The 21882-nt window shown below is 62.2% G+C and carries 25 protein-coding genes, 2 tRNA genes and 1 pseudogene; 10 read left to right on the top strand and 18 right to left on the bottom strand.

Going from position 1 to position 21882, the window contains the following annotated elements:
- Window positions 1-258: 258 nt before the first annotated feature.
- The 11 genes and pseudogenes from EOA29_RS02565 to EOA29_RS02515 all read right to left on the bottom strand — a co-directional run bounded on the left by EOA29_RS02565 (window position 259) and on the right by EOA29_RS02515 (window position 8048).
- Window positions 259-1495 (bottom strand): annotated as a pseudogene (locus tag EOA29_RS02565) (integrase arm-type DNA-binding domain-containing protein).
- Between the two features lie 212 nt (window positions 1496-1707).
- Window positions 1708-1783: transfer RNA gene (locus EOA29_RS02560), tRNA-Phe, on the bottom strand.
- A gap of 211 nt (window positions 1784-1994) precedes the next feature.
- A complete protein-coding gene (gene yacG / locus EOA29_RS02555; RefSeq protein ID WP_127220165.1) occupies window positions 1995-2216 on the bottom strand; it encodes a DNA gyrase inhibitor YacG in 222 nt (73 codons plus the stop codon).
- A 13-nt stretch (window positions 2217-2229) separates the two neighbouring features.
- Entirely contained in the window at window positions 2230-2856 is a 627-nt protein-coding gene (locus tag EOA29_RS02550; protein ID WP_127220164.1) for a Maf-like protein, read from the bottom strand.
- 19 nt (window positions 2857-2875) lie between these two features.
- Window positions 2876-3094: a translation initiation factor IF-1 gene (gene infA / locus EOA29_RS02545; RefSeq protein ID WP_006200926.1), complete on the bottom strand. Its 219-nt coding sequence runs from the start codon at window positions 3092-3094 to the stop codon at window positions 2876-2878.
- Between the two features lie 286 nt (window positions 3095-3380).
- A complete protein-coding gene (locus tag EOA29_RS02540) occupies window positions 3381-3812 on the bottom strand; it encodes a low molecular weight phosphatase family protein (protein WP_281060082.1) in 432 nt (143 codons plus the stop codon).
- A 199-nt stretch (window positions 3813-4011) separates the two neighbouring features.
- On the bottom strand, window positions 4012-4497 hold the full coding sequence (locus EOA29_RS02535; protein WP_126092500.1) for a UPF0262 family protein: 486 nt from the start codon (window positions 4495-4497) through the stop codon (window positions 4012-4014).
- Window positions 4498-4499: 2 nt separating this feature from the next.
- Window positions 4500-5792 carry a histidinol dehydrogenase gene (gene hisD, locus EOA29_RS02530; RefSeq protein ID WP_127220163.1) on the bottom strand — a complete coding sequence of 431 codons (1293 nt, stop codon included), beginning with the start codon at window positions 5790-5792 and terminating at the stop codon, window positions 4500-4502.
- Window positions 5793-5797: 5 nt separating this feature from the next.
- Complete coding sequence (locus tag EOA29_RS02525) at window positions 5798-6232, bottom strand: DUF2948 family protein (RefSeq protein WP_126092502.1); 435 nt, start codon at window positions 6230-6232, stop codon at window positions 5798-5800.
- A gap of 182 nt (window positions 6233-6414) precedes the next feature.
- Window positions 6415-7707 carry a UDP-N-acetylglucosamine 1-carboxyvinyltransferase gene (murA, locus tag EOA29_RS02520; protein WP_127220162.1) on the bottom strand — a complete coding sequence of 431 codons (1293 nt, stop codon included), beginning with the start codon at window positions 7705-7707 and terminating at the stop codon, window positions 6415-6417.
- A gap of 143 nt (window positions 7708-7850) precedes the next feature.
- The gene (locus EOA29_RS02515; RefSeq protein ID WP_189478796.1) at window positions 7851-8048 is read right to left on the bottom strand and encodes a hypothetical protein; all 198 of its coding nucleotides are present in this window, start codon (window positions 8046-8048) and stop codon (window positions 7851-7853) included.
- 224 nt (window positions 8049-8272) lie between these two features.
- Between EOA29_RS02515 and EOA29_RS02510 the strand changes: the two genes are divergently transcribed.
- Window positions 8273-8347: transfer RNA gene (locus EOA29_RS02510), tRNA-Thr, on the top strand.
- A 78-nt stretch (window positions 8348-8425) separates the two neighbouring features.
- Here the strand turns inward: EOA29_RS02510 and EOA29_RS02505 are convergent.
- From EOA29_RS02505 to EOA29_RS02480, 6 genes are all read right to left on the bottom strand, one after another.
- On the bottom strand, window positions 8426-9133 hold the full coding sequence (locus EOA29_RS02505; RefSeq protein WP_127220161.1) for an NAD(P)H-dependent oxidoreductase: 708 nt from the start codon (window positions 9131-9133) through the stop codon (window positions 8426-8428).
- Window positions 9134-9159: 26 nt separating this feature from the next.
- A complete protein-coding gene (locus tag EOA29_RS02500; RefSeq protein ID WP_127220160.1) occupies window positions 9160-9636 on the bottom strand; it encodes a DoxX family protein in 477 nt (158 codons plus the stop codon).
- Between the two features lie 11 nt (window positions 9637-9647).
- Window positions 9648-10433 (bottom strand): DNA-binding domain-containing protein, encoded by a 786-nt coding sequence (locus tag EOA29_RS02495; protein WP_127220159.1) that lies wholly within the window; start codon window positions 10431-10433, stop codon window positions 9648-9650.
- Entirely contained in the window at window positions 10420-11445 is a 1026-nt protein-coding gene (locus EOA29_RS02490) for a DUF692 domain-containing protein (protein ID WP_127220158.1), read from the bottom strand. The genes EOA29_RS02495 and EOA29_RS02490 overlap by 14 nt, the downstream gene beginning before the upstream one ends.
- A gap of 43 nt (window positions 11446-11488) precedes the next feature.
- Window positions 11489-11758 (bottom strand): DUF2282 domain-containing protein, encoded by a 270-nt coding sequence (locus tag EOA29_RS02485; protein WP_127220157.1) that lies wholly within the window; start codon window positions 11756-11758, stop codon window positions 11489-11491.
- Between the two features lie 339 nt (window positions 11759-12097).
- Window positions 12098-12802, bottom strand: coding sequence for a hypothetical protein (locus EOA29_RS02480; RefSeq protein ID WP_127220156.1), 705 nt, complete (start codon window positions 12800-12802; stop codon window positions 12098-12100).
- 255 nt (window positions 12803-13057) lie between these two features.
- Between EOA29_RS02480 and EOA29_RS02475 the strand changes: the two genes are divergently transcribed.
- The 6 genes from EOA29_RS02475 to EOA29_RS02450 all read left to right on the top strand — a co-directional run bounded on the left by EOA29_RS02475 (window position 13058) and on the right by EOA29_RS02450 (window position 17432).
- Window positions 13058-13333: a hypothetical protein gene (locus EOA29_RS02475; protein ID WP_127220155.1), complete on the top strand. Its 276-nt coding sequence runs from the start codon at window positions 13058-13060 to the stop codon at window positions 13331-13333.
- A gap of 190 nt (window positions 13334-13523) precedes the next feature.
- The gene (locus EOA29_RS02470; protein WP_127220154.1) at window positions 13524-13799 is read left to right on the top strand and encodes a hypothetical protein; all 276 of its coding nucleotides are present in this window, start codon (window positions 13524-13526) and stop codon (window positions 13797-13799) included.
- 172 nt (window positions 13800-13971) lie between these two features.
- Window positions 13972-14886: a LysR family transcriptional regulator gene (locus EOA29_RS02465; RefSeq protein ID WP_127220153.1), complete on the top strand. Its 915-nt coding sequence runs from the start codon at window positions 13972-13974 to the stop codon at window positions 14884-14886.
- A gap of 190 nt (window positions 14887-15076) precedes the next feature.
- Window positions 15077-15577, top strand: coding sequence for a cupin (locus tag EOA29_RS02460; RefSeq protein WP_127220152.1), 501 nt, complete (start codon window positions 15077-15079; stop codon window positions 15575-15577).
- An 88-nt stretch (window positions 15578-15665) separates the two neighbouring features.
- The gene (locus EOA29_RS02455) at window positions 15666-16868 is read left to right on the top strand and encodes an MFS transporter (protein ID WP_127220151.1); all 1203 of its coding nucleotides are present in this window, start codon (window positions 15666-15668) and stop codon (window positions 16866-16868) included.
- A gap of 138 nt (window positions 16869-17006) precedes the next feature.
- Window positions 17007-17432, top strand: coding sequence for a DUF302 domain-containing protein (locus EOA29_RS02450; RefSeq protein ID WP_245468376.1), 426 nt, complete (start codon window positions 17007-17009; stop codon window positions 17430-17432).
- Between the two features lie 60 nt (window positions 17433-17492).
- Here the strand turns inward: EOA29_RS02450 and EOA29_RS02445 are convergent, their stop codons facing one another.
- Window positions 17493-18404: a LysR family transcriptional regulator gene (locus EOA29_RS02445; protein ID WP_127220149.1), complete on the bottom strand. Its 912-nt coding sequence runs from the start codon at window positions 18402-18404 to the stop codon at window positions 17493-17495.
- A 273-nt stretch (window positions 18405-18677) separates the two neighbouring features.
- On the opposite strand from EOA29_RS02445, the gene EOA29_RS02440 reads away from it, so the two are divergent.
- The 3 genes from EOA29_RS02440 to EOA29_RS02430 all read left to right on the top strand — a co-directional run.
- Window positions 18678-19460, top strand: a complete 783-nt coding sequence (locus EOA29_RS02440) for a 3-hydroxybutyrate dehydrogenase (RefSeq protein ID WP_127220148.1) — start codon at window positions 18678-18680, stop codon at window positions 19458-19460.
- A 26-nt stretch (window positions 19461-19486) separates the two neighbouring features.
- A complete protein-coding gene (locus tag EOA29_RS02435; RefSeq protein ID WP_127220147.1) occupies window positions 19487-20644 on the top strand; it encodes a patatin-like phospholipase family protein in 1158 nt (385 codons plus the stop codon).
- Window positions 20645-20674: 30 nt separating this feature from the next.
- A partial coding sequence (locus EOA29_RS02430) for an NAD(P)/FAD-dependent oxidoreductase (protein WP_145969616.1) occupies window positions 20675-21882 on the top strand: 1208 nt, incomplete at its 3' end.

Raw genomic sequence — 21882 nt, 5'->3', positions numbered from 1 at the left:
TGCCAAGCAAAGCCCACATCCTAGGACCTTGCATGAAGCCCCATCCCGTGCCGCGTCCTTTGCTTAGGCGCGGAACCATAGGGAGCGATACGGGAAGATTTCCTATTTTGGCCCACGAAAAAGACAATGAAATCAGAGATGTGAATATGTCCTCCGGACCCCACCATTTGGTTGTCCAGTTTCGACGTTTTCGAACTCAGTATGATCTTCGTAGTTTGGAGGTTCGTCTCGGCGTTTGGTGAACCGTCGCTGTTGGGTTCAAAGTGGCCCTCGCGACGGTGTATGGACAGCAGGCCTGCCGCGTCCCCCAACTGGGATCACCCGCGCGTTCTTGCTCTCGAGTTCATCCAGATAATCGGCCCACCATTGCATCATCTTGACGCGCTCTTCCCAGTGCTCAGCCCGGGCGTAGGCGCGACGAACGTCGTTATTCTCAATGTGGGCGAGCTGCCGCTCTATGGCGTCCGGATGCCACTTGCCACATTCGTTTAGCAGAGTTGATGCCGTTGCTCGAAAACCATGCGCGGTAGCTTCTTCCTTGCCGTAGCCCATGCGGCGCAAGCGTGTTGTCGGAGATCGGACGCGAATCCGACCGAACACTGGGAAAGAGCAGGGATCCACCGCCGGAGATTTCTCTAAGCGAGGTCAGGACACTGACGGCCTGCCTTGAAAGGGGTACGCGGTGCGGCCGTCGCATTTTCATGCGTGCTTCAGGAATGATCCACACCGCGCTTTCGAAATCGAACTCTTCCCATTCTGCCGCGCGCAGCTCGCCGGGGCGGGGAAACAGCATTGCCATCAGCTTCAGGGCGGCTCTGGTTGTTGGCTGTCCGTCGAATGCATCGACCGCCCTCAGCAAACCTCCCAAGGCCTTAGGGTCGGTAATCGCGGCACGAGGCGTGACCTTCGGACTGATGAGTGCGCCCCTCAGGGCGATCGTCGGATCTCCCTCGGCGCGTGCGGTCGCGATTGCGTATCGAAACACGGTGCCGATGGTGGAGCGCAGTCGCCTAGCCGACTCGTATCGACCGCGAACTTCGACGCGACGAAGGGCGGTAAGGATGGTGGCCGGATCGATCTCCCGAATGCACTTGTCGCCGATTGTCGGATAGGCGAAGTCGAGGAGCCATTTGACCTTGCTGATCGTCCGGTCGGCACGTCCCTGCTTCTTCAGCTTCTCAACATATTCGTCCGCAATTGAGCGAAAGGAGTCCTTTGCCGAATCGACCTTTTGCAAGCGGCGTTCCTTTCCAGGGTCTATGCCAGCCAACAGGAGCCGTTTAGTGTCATCGCGCGCCTGACGCGCCTCGGCGAGGGAGACAAGGGGATAGCTGCCCAGCGCTAGCAGTTTCTGCTTGCCGTCAAAACGGTAGGCGAGCCTCCAGAGGCGAGAGCCCGTGGGCTGCACCCATAGCTGCAGCCCGCCCCCGTCTGATAATTTGACGAGCTTCGAAGCGCGGCGGGCGTTTCGGCATTTCACGTCGGAGAGGGCCATTTGTTAGGTCTCCCTTGGCTGTTTCGATACCATCAGGATGTCGAATACCAACGGAAATACCATCCCACTGCCTCTTTGGACCAAATGCGCCCGAAGCGCTCTCGACCCAGCTCAAATGCACCATTTGACCGAAAAAGATCAACAATTTCAGTGATTTGCAGAAGCTGCAACGTAGAAGCTTCGGCGAAAGGGAGTGTCGGGAGAAGAGGGGATGGTGCCCAGAGGCGGATTCGAACCACCGACACGCGGATTTTCAGTCCGCTGCTCTACCAACTGAGCTATCTGGGCCTGGACCGGCTTGCGGGATTCGCCCGCCGGTTTCACGAGAGAGCCGGATGGCGCCCCCTGAAAGCGCGTGGGTTATAGCATGGGTATTCGGCCTGTCCAGAGCAATTCCAGGAAAAGTGCGTTGCGGTTTCCGGTCTGGAATTGCGTAAAAACAATCACTTAGCCTAAGTGCTGATTTCGCACGGAAAGGAAATGGCAAATTGCCGCGCGCTCACCCCTCGTCCTTGGGCGAGGAGCCTTGTTTCGAGCCGTCCTCTTCTTCTTCCTCGCCGTCGCGGCCGGGGATGACGTAGGCGCCCTTCAGCCAGCGATTGAGGTCGATGTCCTTGCAGCGCGCCGAGCAGAACGGATAATGCTCACGCGCGGAAGGCTTGCCGCATTCGGGGCAGGGCCGCTTCGGTCGCAGCGGCGTCACCTTGTCGTCAAGACTCATGGGTCGTCCATCCTCATGGACGCGCGACGTACCAGTTCCGGTGCGCCTTGAAACCCTCGCCGGAAAGCAGCGCCACGCTTTCATAGAGCGGCAGGCCGACCACGTTGGTGTAGGAGCCGACCAGCTTGACGACGAAGGAGCCGGCCAACCCTTGCACGGCGTAGCCGCCGGCCTTGCCGCGCCATTCGCCCGACGCGATATAGGCGTCGATCTCCTCGCGCGGCAGCCGCTTGAAGCGAACCCTGGTCTCCACCAGCCGCTGCCTGAGCTTGCCGCCCGGCGTGATCAGGCAGATGCCGGAATAGACGCGGTGCGAGCGGCCGGAAAGCAGGCCGAGGCAGTTCACGGCGTCGTCGATCGTCTCGGCCTTGGGCAGGATGCGGCGCCCGACCGCCACCACCGTATCGGCGGCGAGGATGAAGGCCGGCGCATGATCTTCCTCGCTTTTCAACGAGGTGAGCGCCTTCTCGGCCTTCTCCTTGGCGAGCCGCTTTGCCAGCGAGCGCGGATGTTCGGCGCGCAGCGGCGTCTCGTCGACATCGGCGGGCAAAATGCGATCCGGCTCGATGCCGGCCTGCTGCAACAACTCGATGCGACGCGGCGAACCCGAGGCAAGCACGAGCTTCTGCAGGATGCTCATCGCCGTTCGCGCCAGACTGTTACTTGAAACGATAGGTGATGCGGCCCTTGGTCAGGTCATAAGGCGTCATCTCGACCAGGACCTTGTCGCCGGTCAGCACGCGGATGCGGTTCTTGCGCATGCGGCCGGCCGTGTGAGCGATGATCTCATGTTCGTTTTCGAGCTTCACCCTAAACATCGCGTTGGGCAGCAGTTCCGTGACCACACCTGGAAACTCGAGGACTTCTTCCTTCGGCATTCGATACCTTTGCTTGGATGGCGGTTCCGGCGCCTAGAGCATGATGACGAAAAGTGTCAAGCGGTTTTCGGACGACATCATGCTCTACTTCTTTGATCCGGAGTCGGATGATTTCCGGCCGAACAGACCGGAAATCATCCGACTCCGGCCGGAATTTGCGGCGGAACCTATATGATAATCGCCCGCTTGTGAACATGCTTAGAACCTTTCCGGCCTGGATAGAATCGGCACCTTCGGCAGAACGGCTCAATCCAGGCCGGAAAGGCTCCTGATCGGCGCCGCGTTTTCACTCCGGCGGCGCGAAACGCTTGGCAATACGCGCCTTCAACCGCTCGCGCACATCGCGGTAGGCGGCCATGATATGCTCGCGCGTGCCGCCGGTGTCGGTCGGATCGGGCATCGGCCAGTATTCGACCTCGACGGCGAGCGAGCGGGTGAGCTCGAGCGCGGCGTGGTGCGCTTCCGGCGCCAGCGTCACGATCAGATCGAAATAGTCGTCCTCCAGCTCGTCGAGCGTTCTCGGCTGCCGCTCGCCGAGCGTCAGACCCTCTTCGGCAAGCACGGCGTCGACGAAGGGATCGCGCTCGCCGCTGCGCACGCCGGCCGAAGCGACGAAAGTGGTGGTCGGCAGGAACCGTCGCGCCAGCTGTTCTGCCATCGGCGAGCGCACGGCGTTCATGCCGCACACAAACAGGATCGAATGCGGAAGCGCGGCCACTAGAGCATGATCCCGAACCGGAGGTCAGCGAATGCCAAAAGTGGGAACCGGTTTTCGGAGAAGATCAGGCTCCGGCAAAAGAGCATGATCCCGAACCGGAGGTCAGCGAACGCAAAAAGTGGGAACCGGTTTTCGAAGAAGATCAGGCTCCAACAAAGAGTTAGATCAGGATGGCGATTCAACGAAACGTCATCCTGATCTAGCCCCGCCAGTGCAGCACGCAGACCAGCGTGAACAGCCGGCGCGCCGTGTCGAAGTCGATCTCGATCTTGCCGGCAAGCCGGTCCATCAGCGTCTGCGATCCTTCGTTGTGCAGGCCGCGCCGACCCATGTCGATCGCCTCGATATGGCTGGGCGTCGAGGAGCGGATGGCCTCGTAGTAGCTTTCGCAAATCAGATAGTAGTCCTTGACGATGCGCCTCAGCGGCGTCAGCGACAGGATGTGGGTGACCACGTCGGCGCCATTCTCGCGGCTGACGGCGAACACCAGGCGCTGCTCGGCCAGCGACAGCTTCAGCCTGTACGGGCCGGCGCCATCGTCATTGACCGGCCGAAAACTGTTTTCCTCGATGAGGTCGAAGATCGCCACCGCGCGCTCGTGCTCGACATCGGGCGTCGAACGGCCGATCGTGTCGTCGAGCTCGACGTCGATCAGCCTGTCGCGGTTCTGGTGGTGGCCGGACATCGCTACATGTTCAGCCGGATCGCCACGGAGCGTGCGTGCGCGTCGAGCCCTTCCGCCCTGGCAAGCGCGATCGCCGCCGGCGCCAATGCCTTGAGCTGTTCCGGCCCGAGCTTCAGGATCGACGTGCGCTTGACGAAATCAAGCACGGACAGGCCCGAGGAGAAGCGCGCCGAGCGCGCCGTCGGCAAGACGTGGTTGGAGCCGCCCACATAGTCGCCGATGACTTCCGGCGTGTGGCGGCCGACAAACACGGCGCCGGCATTGCGCATTTTGGCGAGAAAGCTTTCGGCGTCGTCGAAGGCGAGCTCGACATGCTCGGCCGCGATCCGGTCGACCAGCGGCAGCGAGGCTTCGATGCTCGGCACCAGAATGACGGCGCCGAAATCGCGCCAGCTCGCGGCGGCCGTCTCGGCGCGCGGCAGGGTCTTGAGCTGGCGCTCGACCGCTTGTTCCACCGCCTTGCCGAACTCGGGGCTCCCGGTGATCAGGATCGACTGCGCCGATGCGTCATGCTCTGCCTGGGCGAGAAGGTCGGCAGCGATCCAGTCCGGGTCGTTCTCGGCGTCGGCCACGACCAGCACTTCCGACGGCCCGGCGATCATGTCGATGCCGACGGTGCCGAACACCTGGCGCTTGGCCGCCGCGACATAGGCGTTGCCCGGGCCGACGATCTTGGCGACCGGCCTGATCGTCTCGGTGCCGTAGGCGAGCGCGGCGACGGCTTGAGCGCCGCCGACGCGGTAGATCTCCGACACGCCGGCGAGGTCGGCCGCCACCAGAACCAGCGGATTGATGACGCCGCCAGAGGCCGGCACCACGATCACGATGCGCTCGACGCCGGCGACTTTCGCCGGCACGGCATTCATCAGCACCGAACTTGGATAGCTCGCGGTGCCGCCCGGCACATAGAGGCCGACGGCCTCGATCGCAGTCCAGCGCGAGCCGAGCTCGACGCCGGCTGCGTCCGTGTAGCGGTCGTCCTTCGGCTTCTGCCGCTCGTGATGGGAGCGGATGCGGTCGCGCGCGAATTTGAGCGCTTCGACGGTGGCCGGGTCGGCCGCGGCATAGGCCCTGGCGATATCGTCCTTCGAAACGGCGATGCCGAGCTTGCCGAGATCGGCCTTGTCGAATTTCAGCGTGTAGTCGGTGAGAGCCTTGTCGCCCTCGGCGCGCACGCGCGCGATGATGTCGCGCACCACCGCCTCGACATCGGCCGACACTTCACGCTTGGTCGAAAGAAAGGCGGTGAAACGTTGGTCGAAATCGGCGTCCTGCTGGTTGAGCGTTATGGCCATGGCGCCTAGCTCCTGTGCACGGGACGCGACGCGGCTTCCCAGGAGCCGCCGACATCGGCGAGCCGCGCCTCGATGCACTCGACGTCGAGCATGATCGTGCCGCCTCCCGAAAACACCAGCTCGATGATACCGGCCGGCTTGCTGATCGCAACGAAGCTGATCGCCAGCAGCGAAAGCACCTCGGCCGGCTTGTCGCGCGCGATGCCGCTGGTCTTGGCGCCGAGCACGCGATCGAAATGCAGAACGCTCTGCCGCCGCTCATTGTGCTGGCGCAAGAAGCCGGGCTTCGCCTCCCAGACGAAACGGTTCATGGTCAGCACGAAGCGCTTGGCCGCCGGCAGGTATTCGAGGTCTGAGACCTTCATCACGGCGTCCTGGACATGGGCCGAGACGATGCTCAGGTCCTGGTCGTCGAGCGCGATGAGCTTGAGAGCGGCCATGCGGTATGCGCACCTGAAGGTTGATGGTTCAGCCCTCTGTTAGAACATGATCCCGAAAAGTGGAAACCGGTTTTCGGCAAAGGTCATGCCCAAACAGAGACTGGAGCGGGATTGAACCCGGTTAGATCGAGTCCAACCACGCTCTAGTGGGTCTTTCCGCTCTGCGCAACCGAGGCGCTTTGTCAGCCTGAAATCCGCTCGATCACCGCGCCGCAGCCGGAAAGCTTCTCCTCCAGCCGCTCGAAGCCGCGGTCGAGGTGGTAGACGCGGTTGACGGTGGTCTCGCCTTCGGCGGCAAGGCCGGCAATCACCAGCGAAACCGAGGCGCGCAGGTCGGTCGCCATGACCGGCGCGCCCTTGAGCCTGGCGACGCCGTCGACGATCGCCGTCTGGCCGGAGAGCGTGATGTGGGCGCCAAGGCGGGCAAGCTCCTGCACGTGCATGAAGCGGTTCTCGAAGATCGTCTCGGTGATGCGAGACTTGCCCTTGGCCATCGTCATCAGCCCCATGAACTGCGCCTGCAGGTCGGTCGGGAAGGCCGGGAAGGGCGCCGTCGTCACGTCGACCGGCACAATGCCGGCGCCGTTGCGCTTGACGCGGATACCCTCGTTTGTGGGCGTGATCTCGGCGCCGGTCTCGACGAGAACGTCGAGCGCTGTCTGCAACAGGTCCGGCCGCGCGCCTTCCAGCATCACGTCGCCACCGGTCATCGCTACCGCCATGGCATAGGTGCCGGTCTCGATGCGGTCGGGGATGACGCGGATGCGGGCGCCGGACAGCGCCTCGACGCCCTCGATGGTGATGGTGGAGGTGCCTGCGCCATGGATCTTGGCGCCCATGGCGATCAGGCATTCGGCGAGGTTGACGATCTCCGGCTCGCGCGCGGCGTTTTCGAGCACCGTCTCGCCCTTGGCGAGCGAGGCCGCCATCATCAGCACATGGGTGGCGCCGACCGACACTTTCGGGAACACGTAGCGATTGCCGTGGAGACGGCCATTCTTCGTCTTGGCGATGACGTAGCCGTTGTCGACGTCGAGCTCTGCGTCCAGCGCCTGCAGGCCCTCGAGGAACAGGTCGACCGGACGCGTGCCGATGGCGCAGCCGCCTGGCAGCGACACCTTGGCCTCGCCCATACGGGCAAGCAGCGGCCCGATGACCCAGAAGGAGGCGCGCATCTTCGACACCAGCTCGTAGGGCGCGGTGGTGTCGACGATGTTGCGGGCGGAAAAATTGATGGTGCGCGAATAGCCTTTCTGCTGGCTCTCGCGCCGACCGTTGACGGAATAGTCGACGCCGTGATTGCCGAGGATGCGGATCAGTTGCTCGACATCGGCCAGATGCGGCACGTTCTCCAGCGTCAGCGTGTCGTCGGTGAGCAGCGAGGCGATCATCAGCGGCAGCGCCGCGTTCTTGGCGCCCGAGATCGGAATGGTACCGGCAAGCTTATTGCCGCCGACAATTCTGATGCGATCCATGAGAGAAACGTCCCCTCGGCCCGGACGGGCCGCTTTCAATCGGTTGAGTATGTCCGGCTCTAGACTATTGGCCGGCTTGGTTCAAGAAATAGGATTTCCCCAGCTGTGGACCAAGTGTGGTCGGCCACTGTGGCTGATTTGGGTTACTTTTTTTGCATTTTTCCAGCAGTTGGCAAGCCTTCCGGCAGCTCGTCGGCATCGCAGGCGCGCTTGTTAGCGTCGCCGGCGCGTCGGGAACGCGCTTGTGCCTTGCGTTTCTGCAGGTTGGCGCGCAACGCTTCGGCGAGCCGGTCCTTGCGCTCGCCGTCGCCCTTTTTCGCTGGATTTGCCTTGTCGTTCACGGGTCCGTCCCCGCCGGCGGATAGCCGGCTGTGCTTCAGGCATAGTTAAAATTGTGGCGCCGCCATGTCATGAAAGCCGCTTGGAAGCGGCTTTCACAGTTGCGGCAGTCAATACATATCACTCAAAATCGCGCAGCGGTTTTGGGACAGCGACATGCGTCGTTTTAAGGTTTTCTTGGCCTTGCGCTTGCCGGTTCGTTATGGCAGAAGCGCCGCCATCGCAGGCTGCGGTAGCTCAGTGGTAGAGCACTCCCTTGGTAAGGGAGAGGTCGAGAGTTCAATCCTCTCTCGCAGCACCAGCCTATCCCATTGAAATCGCAGCCAGGACCTGCGGCCGGCGTGCGGCGCTCTGCTTGGTGCACTGGACAGAGCCTTTTTCACGTCGACTTCAAAACATGCATATCGTCGAACTCCGCGAGCTTCGGATACGCGATCGTCGGGGCATGCGCGAGGCTGAGGACGCGTTCACGGTAGCGATCGAGGCACATCTGGCGCTCATTGTCGCCGATGCGCGCTGGTGCGTGCGCAAGGAAAGGCTCGATCACCGTGAAGCCGACGAAGTAGAGCATACCATGGTTGATCGGAAACAGAATTGCACCGATTGGTCCGTTCAGGCCGCGGCTGGAATAGATCGGCGGCGGTCCGCCGATCGTGACGGAACACATCGCGCGCTTTCCTGAGAGGACGCCGCGGTCATACCATTTGCCGCCACCATAGATGCGGCCCCCTGACGCGAACACTCGGTCGACCCAGCCCTTGAGGATCGCCGGCAGCCCGAACCACCAGAGCGGAAACTGCAGGATCAAGACGTCGCACCAGAAAAGCTTGTCCATCTCCGTCTGGATGTCTGGAGCAAATCCGTCGTGGGCAGCCGCATTCGCCTCCTCGACCTGCTGGCGATAGTAGTTCGGGTCGCGCACGGCCGTGAAGTTGCGGCGGTCCGATACCGGATTGAACCCCATGGCGTAGAGATCGGAGACGACCACTTCGTGCCCCGAAGCGGACAGAGCTTCTTGCGCTGTGCGGGTGAGGGCACCGTTGAAGCTCTTGGGCTCGGGATGTGCATGAACGACGAAGATGCGCACCGTGCTTTGTCACTCGGTTTCGATATTCATTTTCTGGATGTCGAAAGGACCCGCGCGGCGACGCAGTCGAGCGAGAAGACACCGGCACCGCGCGTCAGCACGAGCAACAGCAGCGAAGACCAGAGCAGGTGCTCAGCCCAGTTCTCAGGGTAGACGAAAATCTGGATGACTGAAACGACGCCGAGCAGCATCAGTGCAGCAAGCCTCGAGAACAGCCCGGAGAAGATCAGAACCGAGCCCGTGAGTTCGGCAGCGGTCGCCAATGGCGCCGCGATCGACGGGTCGATCAAGGGCAGATTGTATTCGTTGGCGAAGAGCTGCAGCGTGACCGGCCAGGATGCCAGCTTGCTTTGGGCGGACTGCCAGAATACATGCGCGACAGCGACGCGTGCGGCGAGCTGGACCAGCGAAAGCGGAATGTGTTCGGGCAGCTTGATGATACGCTTGTAGAGGCCGACAAAGCCGGCCGGGCTGGACAGGGATTGTTCCGATATTGCGGTCATGACCGTCTCCGTCAGTTTGAGGGGGAATTCGAGGCGACCCGCACGTCGGTGACGAGCCTGTCGCGGAACAGACGCACAAGGGCTGAAACCAGGTCGAAGGCCGGGTCGAGCGCCAAGGCACGGCCAGTGGCATGCTCAAGGCCCAAACCGTGCTTCAGCGAATGCCAGAAGGCGAAGCTCGCGCGGTCTAGCAGAAAAAGCCGCACGTAATTGCCCGATCGCCACAACGCCACGCGTTCGGGGCGCCTTATCCAGGTGACGTTTTCGTCGACCGCCGTCTTCTGTTGATGCGCCATCCATACCGACAGGATCGACCAGTGCGAGACGATCAGGCGCAGTGAGGGCTGGAGCAGGATATCCGGCGAGAGGCCGAGGTCGGTGTTGTCGTATTCTGCGAGGCTGCGGGCTGGCAGCGAAGCCGTATCGAGCGCCTCGGCGATGGCCCATTCGAGCCGCGCCGTTTCGGCGACGATCGGCATATCGGACAGCGTGTCGATCGTCTTGAGGAAACGCGGGAAGCCGGCGCCATAGCGCGCAAGGCGCGATTCAACCGGCGGACGGCGTCGAATGAACTCGCTCGCCACATAACGGAAGAACCGTTCGTCCACCAGGCGAACCGTGACCGGAAAGACCGCCATCAGCACTGCGGTGAGCGAACTGCGCGTGTTGTTCTGATAGATGCGCAGGCGGGCCAGTGGATCGGCCTTGCCGGCGGTCAGCATTTTCGCGGAGACCATTGGTTCGATGCCAAGCACCGAGCGCGCCATGGTGGTCTGCAGGTGTTCAAGCGGCAACATCGTATCTTCCCTCCATTGGCGTTAAAGAGTTCGCCATCACAGGTCCGGCCTTGGCGGCAGCAAATGCTGCAAGCACAGGCATGCTGGTCCTCACGTTTTCAAAAGGGGTAGGGGACGCGGGCCGGGGCTTGGTCGTCGCGGCCTGTCTCGCAGCCTGCTTGCGGCCGAACATGATCGAAGCGGTAAGCATGTCGGCCCACATCGCTTCGCCAAGCGGCACGTCGAGAACCGGAACGTCGGTGTCCCATTCGATTAGGGTGGGTCGCGGTCCGAGGCGCGTTATGGCGTGCTCATAGAGGGCCCAAACGACCGGCGGAACCCGCGAGCCATGGTCGTCGATGAGCACGGTGTCGGTCCCGACCTGATTGGTCGCATGGCCGGCGAGATGGATCTCGCCGATAGCGCCCGCAGGCAGCGCATCGATGAAAGTCTTTGCACCGTATTGCAAATTGTGCGCCGAGACATGGACGTTGTTGACGTCGAGCAGCAGGCCGCAGCCGGTCCGCGCCACGAGCTCGGCCAGGAACTCGGCCTCGTTCACCGAGGAGTCGGCAAAGGCGACATAGGCAGACAGATTTTCGATCAGCACCTGCCGCTTCAGCGTCTCCTGGACGGTATCGACGTTGCGCGCCACGATCGCCAGCGCCTCTTCGTCATAGCGCAGCGGCAGCAGATCGTTGAGGTAGGCGCCGTCAGCGACGCTCCAGGCCAGATGCTCGGAAACCAGATCGGGCTGGAAGCGCTCGCAGACCCTGCGCAGCCTTTCCAGATGGTCGAGGTCCAAGCCTCGCGCGCTGCCCAGCGACAGGCCGACGCCATGCACCGACAGCGGATAGATTTGGCGCAGCCGTTCAAGCGCCTCGACGCCGGCGCCGTCTCCCATGTAGTTCTCGGCATGAACCTCCAGCCAGCCGGCGGAAGGCCGTCGCGTCAGCATTTCGCTGATGTGAGGCGAGCGAAGACCGATGCCCGCCGATGCGGGGATCGCAAGGGGCTGAAACGCACGGGACATCGGTCTGCTCCATTCTAGAGGGTTGGCTCGAAGTCTGGATCGTTCAGGCTTTCGGCTTGTCGCTGCCGCCCGCGATCTTGGCGCAGCTGCCGGCGGGCACGTAGAGCCAGGAATCCGGCTGGTTGTCGGCGGTTGCGGTGCCGGCGCAGGAATGCGTCGCGGTCTGGCAGTCGTTCTGGCTCGCCTTGACCACGCCGTAGCACTTCTCGAAGGCGAAGCCGGGCTTGGCGGCAGGACCGCTGTAGGCCGCTGTCGCGGCAAGCGAGGTGGCGGCCGCGAGGGCCGATCCGATGAGGGTTTTGGTGTTGATCACAGGCTTGTCTCCTGGTTGGCGTTTCGAGAGAAAGACCGGCCTTGGGCCCGTCTGCAAATCAGTCTGTCCGATCGGCGTGCCGAGCTGAAATGCTGTCTCGGCATGGAATTGATACGCGGCCACTATGTTCTGGAGCGCGGCGCGGAAAGGCCCTCCGGCCGGGCACCGGAGGGCCTGGCGCCTGCATTCGGGAGTATGCGAAGCAGGCGCGGCTAGGCGGGGAGCGAGGCGCCTAGATGTATCGACTTTTGCAGTTTGTGGACGGACTTCCATCGATGCGGAGAGGATCAGCGGCAAGCCAGTCTGCTGCGCGCTGCCGCCCCGTGTCGCGCATGTCGGTCAGTTCGCCCAGTCGATCCAGGGCCGCAGGAGCAGCGGAGCTCCGGCACAGTATCGACTGTCGAATATGGTGTGAACCGGCACGCATTTGGTCACGCAATGGCTGGCTGGGAAGCCGCGATCCGGACACGGCGTGGTGAATACGCAAGGTCTGCCGGTGACGATCAGGCGATGGCGAGCTTCAGGTGATAAGACAGGCGGCGACTGCAAGACGTCGCCGTCGCCCCAATAGATATCGCCGTCGATCTCGACAGGCAGCGAGAGAAAGGGGATCGTGGCCGCCGCCACGATCGCGTTGATGGACAACTGGTCGCTTGTGAATACCTTCACCGCATCCGTGCGCGCGTTGACGGCCAGGACGCCAAGTTTCACCGGGCAGTCTTCGTCACGGATTTGCTCGAGGTCGATCGACTGTTCCAGGACGGATCGAAGCAGGCTGGCTCTGCCATCGGCGAAAATCGAGGCGTGGCTGACGCGCCGCCAGAAATTGGCGAGTGCCGTCCGCGCGCCGCGCCTGCCGCCGACGCTCAAGCCATAGGCAAAGACCGCCGCCTCCATCGCTGCAAAGCCCGACGCGGTGACGCTGCTGAAGCTGCAGCTCGGCTCGTCCAGCAGGCGATCGAGCACGCCCCACACGAAAGCGCCATGTGCATCGTTTGCCAGCACGATGTCGATCGTCCGGTCTCCTACATTAAGATCAGCCACTGATGTGATGGCTTGGTCTGTTCTCATTGCGGGCTGGGTAAGCATGGTTTGGTCTCCATCCCAAGATCGTCAACAAGGCGACTGGAGAGAGACTGCCGCATCTTCTTGTTCAGCCGAAATGCCAAGGTGGCATGAAGTCCATAGGCAGATTGCATTGGCTGTCGGTCTTCGCGCGCCACACTCTTCATCCGATCAGGCCAGGTTGCTTGCTTGGCACCGTTGCTGGAGCCGCGGCCTGGAACCAGGAGGATAATGATGAGAGCAAAACTCACCTGTATGGCGGTGCTTGCCATAAGTCTTGGCGCAAATCCGGCGTCCGCCGACCCCTTCAGCGATCTTGCTGCGTTGCCGACGTTCTACACCGACGCCGCGATGAAGACGATGAAACCTATGGCTGGGTTCAAGAAGGCTTGGTTCGCCCTGTCAAAGCATGACCGGGTCAAGATGACGAAAGCGTGCAACGACCCTGCGATGAGTAAGCCCCACGCTCAATTCTGCGCCAACGTGCTCGCTTTGGGCGGAGCCAATTAGCGGTGCTCGCCGAGCACCCTCGGAATGCAGAACCGGCATAACCTCCATTCGCAGACGGCATTGGCGAGTTGAGCGCCGGATGAAGCAAAGTCCGTCTCGGCAAGCGGGAACAATAGAGTTCCAAAATGCTGTCGGTCATCAGCGCAGTCGTCAAAGGGGTGATTGTACAACTCCAGAGAAGGATCTTACCATGAATATCAAAGCTATCTGCATCGGCGCATTTGCACTTTCCATGCTCAGCGGCGTTGCGTTCGCCGGCGCACTCGACGAGCCGTCCAACATGCAGCCCTTCTTCACCGATTCCCGCATGCAGACGATGAAGTCGAGTGCCGATTTCGCGGTCGCGTGGAAAGCCACGCCGAAGACCACGCAGGACGCGATGATGAAGGAATGCAACGACGCCGCCATGAGCAAGCCGCACGCTCAGTTCTGCGCCCAGCTTTTCGCCCTCGGCCACCACAGCTGATACTCCCAGACGGCGACCGACTACCGGACGCTTCGATGGCGGGTCTCTTGGCCCGCCATCTGTCATGACGAAACGCTATCGACTTTATAGCCCCACTGCATTGGCGTGATGGAATGCTTTGCGGCAGGGTTCGAGCCTGACTTTGCATCTCTGCAGTGGAGGGACGACCCGCATGGACATTCATCACATCCGCTACTTCCTGGCCGTGTGCGAGACACGAAACTTCACGCGCGCCGGCGAGAAGTGCAACGTCACCCAGCCGGCGCTGTCTCGGGCGATCCAACAGCTAGAGGATGAAGTCGGCGGCTTGCTATTTCGCCGCGAAAGAAACCTGACGCATCTGACGGATCTGGGTGCGCTTCTTCGGCCACGGTTTCAGCAGATCCTCGACGAAGTGACCGGCGTTCGGCAGGAGGCATCGAGGTTCCTGTGCCTGGAAAACGCCAACCTCAAGGTCGGGGTCATGTGCACCATCGGTCCGCGCCGGTTCACCGGCCTGTTGGCGGACTTCAACAGGCGCCAGCAGGGCATTCAGCTGCAGCTGGTGGAAGGCGTGCCTGCCTCTTTATCGCAACTGCTGGAAGCGGGTGAAATCGATGTTGCCATCATGGCGTCCAGCAACAGTTTTCCGGAGCGGTTCGACGTCACGCCGCTCTATCGTGAGCGGTTCGTTCTTGCCTTCCCCAACGGCCATCGCCTGGCCCGCAACGACAATGTCGCCATCTCCGAGCTCGACGGCGAGAACTATCTCAGGCGGCTGAATTGCGAGTATCGTGATCACCTCGCCGGCCTTTGCAACGATCGCGGCGTCAAGCTCAGAATCTCCTACGCCAGCGAGCGCGAAGACTGGATTCAGAACATGGTTTCCGGCGGGCTCGGGATTTGTTTCATCCCGGAATTCAGTGCCGTTATCCCGGGTCTGCAAATCAGGCCTGTCATCGATCCCGAAGTCTGGCGGGAGGTCTCGCTGGTCGTCGTGGCGGGCCGCCGGTTCTCGCCGGCGACGTCGACCTTCGTGAACAGCGTCAAGGCGCACAGCTGGCCGGAAAGCGGCATAGATCTGTCGGTCAGGAAGACCGCTGCTTAGCAAATGGAAGTGAAGGCCAAACGCCGCGATAAATGTCGTGGTGGGATGGCTGCTTTTGGTACGGTCATTCACGATAGTTTTCAGGTATCGATTCAAGAGCCAGTCAGCATTTCTCTTTCATCGAGGCTGCCGTCACTCTCTTTTCATGCCCCGCTTCCGCGATTGGGCACCGACAAAGGAGAAATTAGACATGGCTTCCAAGACTATTGCATTGCGTCTGCCGCTGGAGGCGGCGCTGACACTCGGACTTCTCACCGCAACCGCTGCGTTTTCTGCAGCCCCGGCGTTCGCTGGCGACTGCCCCGCCGGCCAGGCAGCTACGACCGACATTCAGGAACATCCCAGCAAGCCGGTCGGCGTGACTGACACTGTCCTTTCCGCAATCGATCTCAGCTCGAAGGGCGAAGCCTGGAAAGGCAACATGCTGCGTCTGCGCAAGCTCGTCGTTCAGCCGGGCGGCGTGGTGCCGTGGCATGAGCACACGGTTCGTCCCGCCAACATCATCGTCGTCGAAGGCTCGATCACGGAATACGCCAGCACCTGCAAGGTCGGCATCGAACATGCGGCCGGCGACGTGACGGCCGAGTTCGGCCAGCTCGCCCACTGGTGGAAGAACAACGGCAAGGTTCCCGCGGTGCTCTATTCCGCCGACATCCTGCCACCTGCGATGCACAACGATCACATGATGTGATCCTCGCCTGGGGCGAACTCTTCCCGACTGCAATCGAAAGCGCGTCCTCGGGCGATCGCCTGGGGACGTGACGCAACGGAGTGCTGCCATGACGACAACCGAACACACCGAACCGACAAGGCTGCGCATGGCAGCCGCAGACGGCTGGCGTTTCGGCATCATCGCGGTGATCGCATTTTTGACGCTTGTCGACCTCTTCGCCACCCAGGCCATTCTGCCTTCACTGGTGATCAGGTTCGGCGTCAGCCGCGCGACCATGGGATTTGCCGTCAACGCCAGCACGTTCGGCATGGCGCTCGCCGGCATCGCAGTCGCGCTTTTCGGGCAAGGGCTCGATCGCCGCAACGGCATTTGGATGAGCCTTGTGGCATTGGCTGTCCCGACGACACTGTTGTCGCAGACCGACAGCATCGTCGTCTTCGCCCTGCTGCGCGTGGCGCAAGGCCTTTGCATGTCGACTGCCTTCACGCTGACGATGGCTTATCTGGCCGAACATTTCTCGTCACGGCAAGCAACAGGCGCGCTCGCCGCCTATGTGACCGGCAATGTCGCGAGCAACTTCTTCGGGCGGCTTATGTCCGCCGCTGTCGCCGACACGTTCGGCATCTCCACGAATTTCCTCACATTCGCCGCCCTCAACCTGATCGGCGCGGCGCTTGTCTGGGCGACGCTGCAAAAGACTTCCGGAATGATGCGCGCGAGCGCCGACGGCGGCCATTCACGCAGTGCCTGGAAAGGCCTTTTGGCAAACGCCGAGCTGCGCGCCTGCTTCGGTATCGGTTTCCTCATTCTGTTCGTCTTCATCGGCACCTTTACCTATGTGAACTTCCAGTTGGTTGCGGCGCCCCTGTCATTGACCCCGATGGCGCTGGGCGCGGTTTATTTCGTCTTCCTGCCGTCAATGCTGACCACTCCGCTTGCCGGGCGTGTGGCCTCGGGTCTCGGCCCGAGGGTAGGGGTTGGCGCAACGCTTGCGCTGGCGATTGCCGGTCTGCTTCTGCTGCTCACACCCAGTCTTCCCATTGTCCTCGCCGGGATGGCGCTGGCTGCCAGCGGCACCTTCCTGGCGCAGGCGATCGCAACGGGACATGTCAGTCGGACCGCGTCGCGCGACCGCGCCGCCGCAAGCGGGATCTATCTGGCCTCCTACTATGCGGGAGGGCTCGCCGGCAGCTTCGTCATCGGACAGATCTACGACCGGGTCGGCTGGACGGCCTGCGTGGCCGCGCTGGCCGCAGTCCTTGTGGCTGCGATTGCGGTCGCGCGGGCGCTGAAGACACCAACAACATGACGATCGGGAAGCGATCGGCCGTGAGGCCATCCGCCTCTGGTGAGATCGCGCAAGAATTTCAATGCACTAGCCAAACACTGAAACCCAACGGAGACTGAGATGACTACCCACCTGAAAACCCTGATCACCGGTGCCGCCATGCTGTTGACGGTCGTCCTCCCTGCGGCCGCCTCGGACGGCGTCGTCGCGGTGAAGAGCGACTATTCCGTCGCCGAGACCGTCGCCCGCATCAAGAAGGACGTCCTCAAGAAGGGCCTCATGTTCTTCGGCGTGATCGACCAGGCAAAGCTCGGCAACAAAGCCGGCAACGATGTCAGGCCGTCACGGCTCGTGATGTTCGGCAATCCGGCGCTCGGCACGACGTTCATCACCTCAAATCCGGAGGCCGGCCTGGACTGGCCGGTGCGCGTGCTGGTGTACCAGACCGGAGACGGCGCGGTTTACGCCGCCTATAGCGACTTCGACTGGATTGCGAAGCGGCATGGCATTACTGACCGGCAGGCGCAGTTCAAGATGGCGACCGAGGTGATCCAGTCCGTCACGTCGTCCATCAGGAAGAACTGACCGGGGCGAGGCGCCCAAAATGCTTCGGCACTTCGAGTCTGTCAGTCTTGCACAGCCAGGTCACTCGGCGGCGGACAACGCCTTTGCCCGCTCGCCGAACCATTTCTTCTGCGTGGCTTCGCGGACCAGGGCGCCGACCGCCGGCGAATGCCTGCGGCCGCGCACCGTGACGAGATTGACGTCGCGCCAGAATTCCGGCTCGGTGATCGGCAATGCCGCTACGCCCGGGTGCTTGGCGGTGTGCTCTGGCATGAAACCGAAACCGAGCCCGGCCGCGATCATGGCAAGTGTCCAGTCGTCGCGATCGCTCCAGTAGACGGGGCTTACGGTGACACCCTGCTTGGCGAGAATGGCATCCGCGTAGCCGGCAAATTCGCAGTTGTTGCGATGAATGTAGCTTTCATTGCTCATGTCCTTCACCCGCACGACCCGCTGGTTCGCCAGCCGGTGAGCCAGGTGAACCGCCATCACCATCTGCTCGCGAAACAGCGGAAGGGAGTGAACCTCCTCGTCGGGAACGTCCGACGGCAATGCATAGATGGCGGCCTCGAGATCGCCTTCGAGCAATCTCTTTCGAAGGTTCTCGGCGTCTGAATCGCAAAGGTGAAGCTCCACGCCGGGGTGATGCCCACGGACGGCCGCGATCAGCTCGATGATCTCGTCCGGAGCGATCGTGCTCATGATGCCAAGTCTGAGCGGCATCCTTTTCAGGTTCACATACTGCTCGGCGATCTGCTTTGCCTGGCGGGAGTTCTCGAAGACGCCCTCGAGATACGTCTCCACCATGCGGCCGAGCTCGGTGAGGTGAGTGAAGCGGCGCTCGCGGTGGAAGAGCGGCCCGCCGAATTCATCTTCCAGCAGCTTGATCGCGCGCGAGAGCGCCGGCTGCGTGACGTTGCACTGCTCGGCCGCCCTGGTGAAATTCAGCTCCTTGGCAACGGCCAAGAAATATCTGACCTGGCTGATCTCCACTGCACGCTTCCCCTGGGTCGGTGCATGCCGCACGACCCGCGTTGCCGGGCGATCTTACTAGCTGCCCCTAGGTCAAACAACCCGGCCTGCGGGCTGCATCGCGAACGCACCGATCAGACCGTCAGCTATCGAATCCATGTCTCAACGGCATTTCCGCGTCTTCGCGCTGCTCGCCATACTTGATCGGAATTTCGGACCTGGGCGCACGCAAGCCCGTTGCTCGCAGCCATTTGCTCGTCAATTCGGCCGCGACTTCAACAAAAGGAAATGACGATGCTCAGAGGAAAGACGGCGCTGATAACAGGCTCGACCAGCGGCATCGGCCAAGGCATCGCCGAGGCCTTCGCCGCCAAGGGCTGCAACATCGTTCTGAACGGTTTCGGTGATGCCGCCGAGATCGAGCTGCTCCGGTCGAGGCTCGCTGCCGTCCACGGGGTGACCGTCCGCTACGACAATGCCGACATGAGCAAGGGTGGCGCGATCACCGCGATGATGGACAAGGCCATTGATGAATTTGGCGCGGTCGACATCCTGGTCAACAACGCCGGCATTCAGCACGTGGCGCCGATCGACGATTTCCCGATCGAGAAGTGGGAAGCTGTCGTGGCGATCGACCTCATGTCGTCGTTCTACACGATCCGGCGTGCCTTGCAGGCGATGAAGGCGCGCAAATGGGGCCGCATCATCAACGTCGCGTCCGCCCACGCTCTCGTCGCCTCGCCATACAAATCAGCCTATGTCGCCGCCAAGCATGGCGTGGCCGGTCTGACCAAGACCGTCGCGCTCGAGGTCGCCGAACAGGGCATCACCGTCAACGCCGTTTGCCCCGGCTACGTGCTTACCCCGCTGGTCGAAAAGCAGATCCCGGACACGGCCAAGGCCCGCGGGATCACGGAACAGCAGGTGATCAAGGATGTGCTGCTGGCCGCCCAGCCGACCAAGCAGTTCGTGACGGTCGAGCAGGTTGCCGCGCTCTGCCTTTTCCTGGCCTCGGACGACGCGGCCTCGATCACCGGCGCCATCATGCCGATCGAAGGCGGCTGGACCGCTCATTGAATCCGGCAAGCAGGAGTGAAAGGGCCATGAACAAGCTCACCCGAAATCCCTCGCTGTCGGAACCCGTGCCGGGGGCTGGCCCTGTGGCCGATAGTTCGATCAAGCGCCAGACCGTGTTGGTGCTGCAGGGGGGCGGTGCCCTCGGCGCCTATCAGGCCGGCGTCTACCAGGCGCTTTCCGAAGGCGGGATCGAGCCGGACTGGGTCATAGGCACCTCGATCGGCGCCATCAACGCCGCATTGATTGCGGGAAACGAGCCGGGCAATCGGCTGACCAGACTCCATGAATTCTGGGACGGCATCACTCGAAGCAGCCCACTCGACGAGTTTTTCCGCATGATGGTCCCGAGCAACATCTTCGCCAATATGGGCACGGTGATGCGCGGGATACCCGGCTTCTTCGAGCCGAACCCGAGCGCCATGTTCGGGGTGAATCGCGAAGTCGGCGTGGAGAATGCCTCCTACTACACCACCGACCCGCTCAAGAGGACACTGAACGATCTGATCGACTTCGAGTGTTTGAACCGGAAACAGACGCGGCTGACGGTCGGCGCCGTCAACGTCAACACCAGCGAACTCAGATACTTCGACAGCAGCCAGATGCCGCTGTCGGCGGCCCACATCATGGCGTCGGGCGCCTTGCCGCCGGCCTTCCCGGCCGTGTGCATCGATGGCGAACCCTACTGGGACGGCGGGGTCTATTCCAACACTCCGATAGAGGTCGTGCTCGACGCGCGGCCGCGGCGCGATGCTTTGATCTTCGCGGTCAATATGTGGCAGCCGCGGGGCTCCGAGCCAAAATCGATCTGGCAGGTCATGGGGCGACAGAAGGATCTCCAATACGCCAGCCGTGGCAGAAGCCACGTCGCCCGCCAGGAGCAATTGCATCGGCTCAGGCACGTCGTGCGCGAGATGGGGAAACTGGTGCCGGAGGAGCGGCGCGACGATCCGATGTTCAAGGAACTCGCCTCCTATGGCTGCCCGTCGGTCATGCACCTCGTTCGGCTGCTTTCGCCGCGCCTAGACGGCGAGGACCATACCAAGGACATCGACTTCACCCGCTCGGGCATTCGCACTCGCTGGCAGGCGGGATACGAGCATGGGCAGCGCGTCCTCTCGGAAAAGCCGTGGGAGTGCGAAGTCGACATGCTGCAAGGCATCGTCATCCACGAATCCCAAGAGTGAACGGTTCCGGAGAAGGAACGGAGAATTCCGATGCAGATCATAACTCCGGGCATGCGGCTCATTCCGGAAGCGGTGCTCGCCAATAACGCAGCGCTTTTCCGCACGATCCCTGAGACGCCCTCGCACCGGGACAAATCGCTGCACCGCGTGGTCATCGTCGGTGGCGGCGCCGGAGGGCTGGAACTGGCGACCCGTCTTGGTCGCAGGTTCGGCCAAAGACGGCTTTCGGTCACGCTGGTCGACCGCAGTCGCACCCATATCTGGAAGCCGCTGCTGCATGAGGTGGCGTCCGGCGCGCTGAGCGCATCGCACGACGCGGTCGAATACATCGCCCATGCCAGCCGCAACCACTATCGATACCGTATCGGCGAGGTCGTCGGCATCGACCGTGCGAAGCGCCAGATCTTCGTGGCGCCCAGCTTCGATGACAACGGCAGGCAGATCATACCGCCACGGGTGCTGGGCTACGACACGCTGGTCATGGCCGTCGGCAGCGTCAGCAACGATTTCGGCATGCCGGGCGCGGCTCGCCACGCCATCTCGCTCGACACGGCGGAGCAGGCCACCCGTTTCAACAAGCGCATGATAGACGCATGTCTGCGGGCCAATGCTCAATACGAGCAGCTTTCGCCTGGACAGCTTCACTGCGTCATCGTCGGCGCCGGAGCCACTGGCGTAGAGCTGGCCGCGGAATTGCACAAATCGATGCGGGAAATTGCCTCGCACAATCTCGACAATATCGATTTCGAGAGGCTGATCCGCATCACCATCGTCGAGGCCGGACCGCGCATCCTGCCCGCCCTTCCGGAGCATATGGCCCACGCTTCGGCGCGCCTGCTCATCAAGCTGGGTGTGCAGATCCGATGCGGTATCAGAGTCACCGAAGTCACGGAAGACGGCATCCGGCTTGGCGAAAAACTGTTCCTGCCGGCCGAGCTCGTGGTCTGGGCAGCTGGGATCAAGGCGCCGGATTTTCTGAAAGACCTCGATGGTCTCGAAACCGACCGCATCAACCGCCTGATCGTCGACGAAACCTTGCGGACGGTCGGCGATGAGAATGTATTCGCGATTGGCGACTGCGCGAACTGCGTGCTGCCGGGCGAAGACAGCGCCTTGCCGTCGCGTGCTCAGACAGCCCATCAGCAGGCCGACCACATGGCGAAGGTGGTTGCAGCACGTCTCGCGGGGCAGGCTGTGCCGGCCTATCGCTACCGCGACTATGGTTCCCTCGTATCGCT

The organism is Mesorhizobium sp. M1E.F.Ca.ET.063.01.1.1, assembly GCF_003998155.1.
Taxonomy (GTDB): Bacteria; Pseudomonadota; Alphaproteobacteria; order Rhizobiales; family Rhizobiaceae; genus Mesorhizobium.
The sequence above is the reverse complement of the archived record's forward strand: the minus strand, read 5'-3'. Positions and strand labels throughout refer to the sequence as shown.

Coding starts and splice junctions, on each gene's coding strand:
- EOA29_RS02490 (WP_127220158.1), bottom strand. CDS start 11,445: ATGTCCCGTGCGTTTCAGCCCCTTGCGATCCCCGCATCGGCGGGCATC.
- EOA29_RS02475 (WP_127220155.1), top strand. CDS start 13,058: ATGAGAGCAAAACTCACCTGTATGGCGGTGCTTGCCATAAGTCTTGGC.
- yacG (WP_127220165.1), bottom strand. CDS start 2,216: ATGAGTCTTGACGACAAGGTGACGCCGCTGCGACCGAAGCGGCCCTGC.
- EOA29_RS02495 (WP_127220159.1), bottom strand. CDS start 10,433: ATGTTGCCGCTTGAACACCTGCAGACCACCATGGCGCGCTCGGTGCTT.
- EOA29_RS02465 (WP_127220153.1), top strand. CDS start 13,972: ATGGACATTCATCACATCCGCTACTTCCTGGCCGTGTGCGAGACACGA.
- EOA29_RS02525 (WP_126092502.1), bottom strand. CDS start 6,232: ATGGCCGCTCTCAAGCTCATCGCGCTCGACGACCAGGACCTGAGCATC.
- EOA29_RS02550 (WP_127220164.1), bottom strand. CDS start 2,856: ATGAGCATCCTGCAGAAGCTCGTGCTTGCCTCGGGTTCGCCGCGTCGC.
- infA (WP_006200926.1), bottom strand. CDS start 3,094: ATGCCGAAGGAAGAAGTCCTCGAGTTTCCAGGTGTGGTCACGGAACTG.
- murA (WP_127220162.1), bottom strand. CDS start 7,707: ATGGATCGCATCAGAATTGTCGGCGGCAATAAGCTTGCCGGTACCATT.
- EOA29_RS02460 (WP_127220152.1), top strand. CDS start 15,077: ATGGCTTCCAAGACTATTGCATTGCGTCTGCCGCTGGAGGCGGCGCTG.
- EOA29_RS02500 (WP_127220160.1), bottom strand. CDS start 9,636: ATGACCGCAATATCGGAACAATCCCTGTCCAGCCCGGCCGGCTTTGTC.
- EOA29_RS02450 (WP_245468376.1), top strand. CDS start 17,007: ATGCTGTTGACGGTCGTCCTCCCTGCGGCCGCCTCGGACGGCGTCGTC.
- EOA29_RS02435 (WP_127220147.1), top strand. CDS start 19,487: ATGAACAAGCTCACCCGAAATCCCTCGCTGTCGGAACCCGTGCCGGGG.
- EOA29_RS02455 (WP_127220151.1), top strand. CDS start 15,666: ATGACGACAACCGAACACACCGAACCGACAAGGCTGCGCATGGCAGCC.
- EOA29_RS02440 (WP_127220148.1), top strand. CDS start 18,678: ATGCTCAGAGGAAAGACGGCGCTGATAACAGGCTCGACCAGCGGCATC.
- EOA29_RS02535 (WP_126092500.1), bottom strand. CDS start 4,497: ATGTCCGGCCACCACCAGAACCGCGACAGGCTGATCGACGTCGAGCTC.
- hisD (WP_127220163.1), bottom strand. CDS start 5,792: ATGGCCATAACGCTCAACCAGCAGGACGCCGATTTCGACCAACGTTTC.
- EOA29_RS02470 (WP_127220154.1), top strand. CDS start 13,524: ATGAATATCAAAGCTATCTGCATCGGCGCATTTGCACTTTCCATGCTC.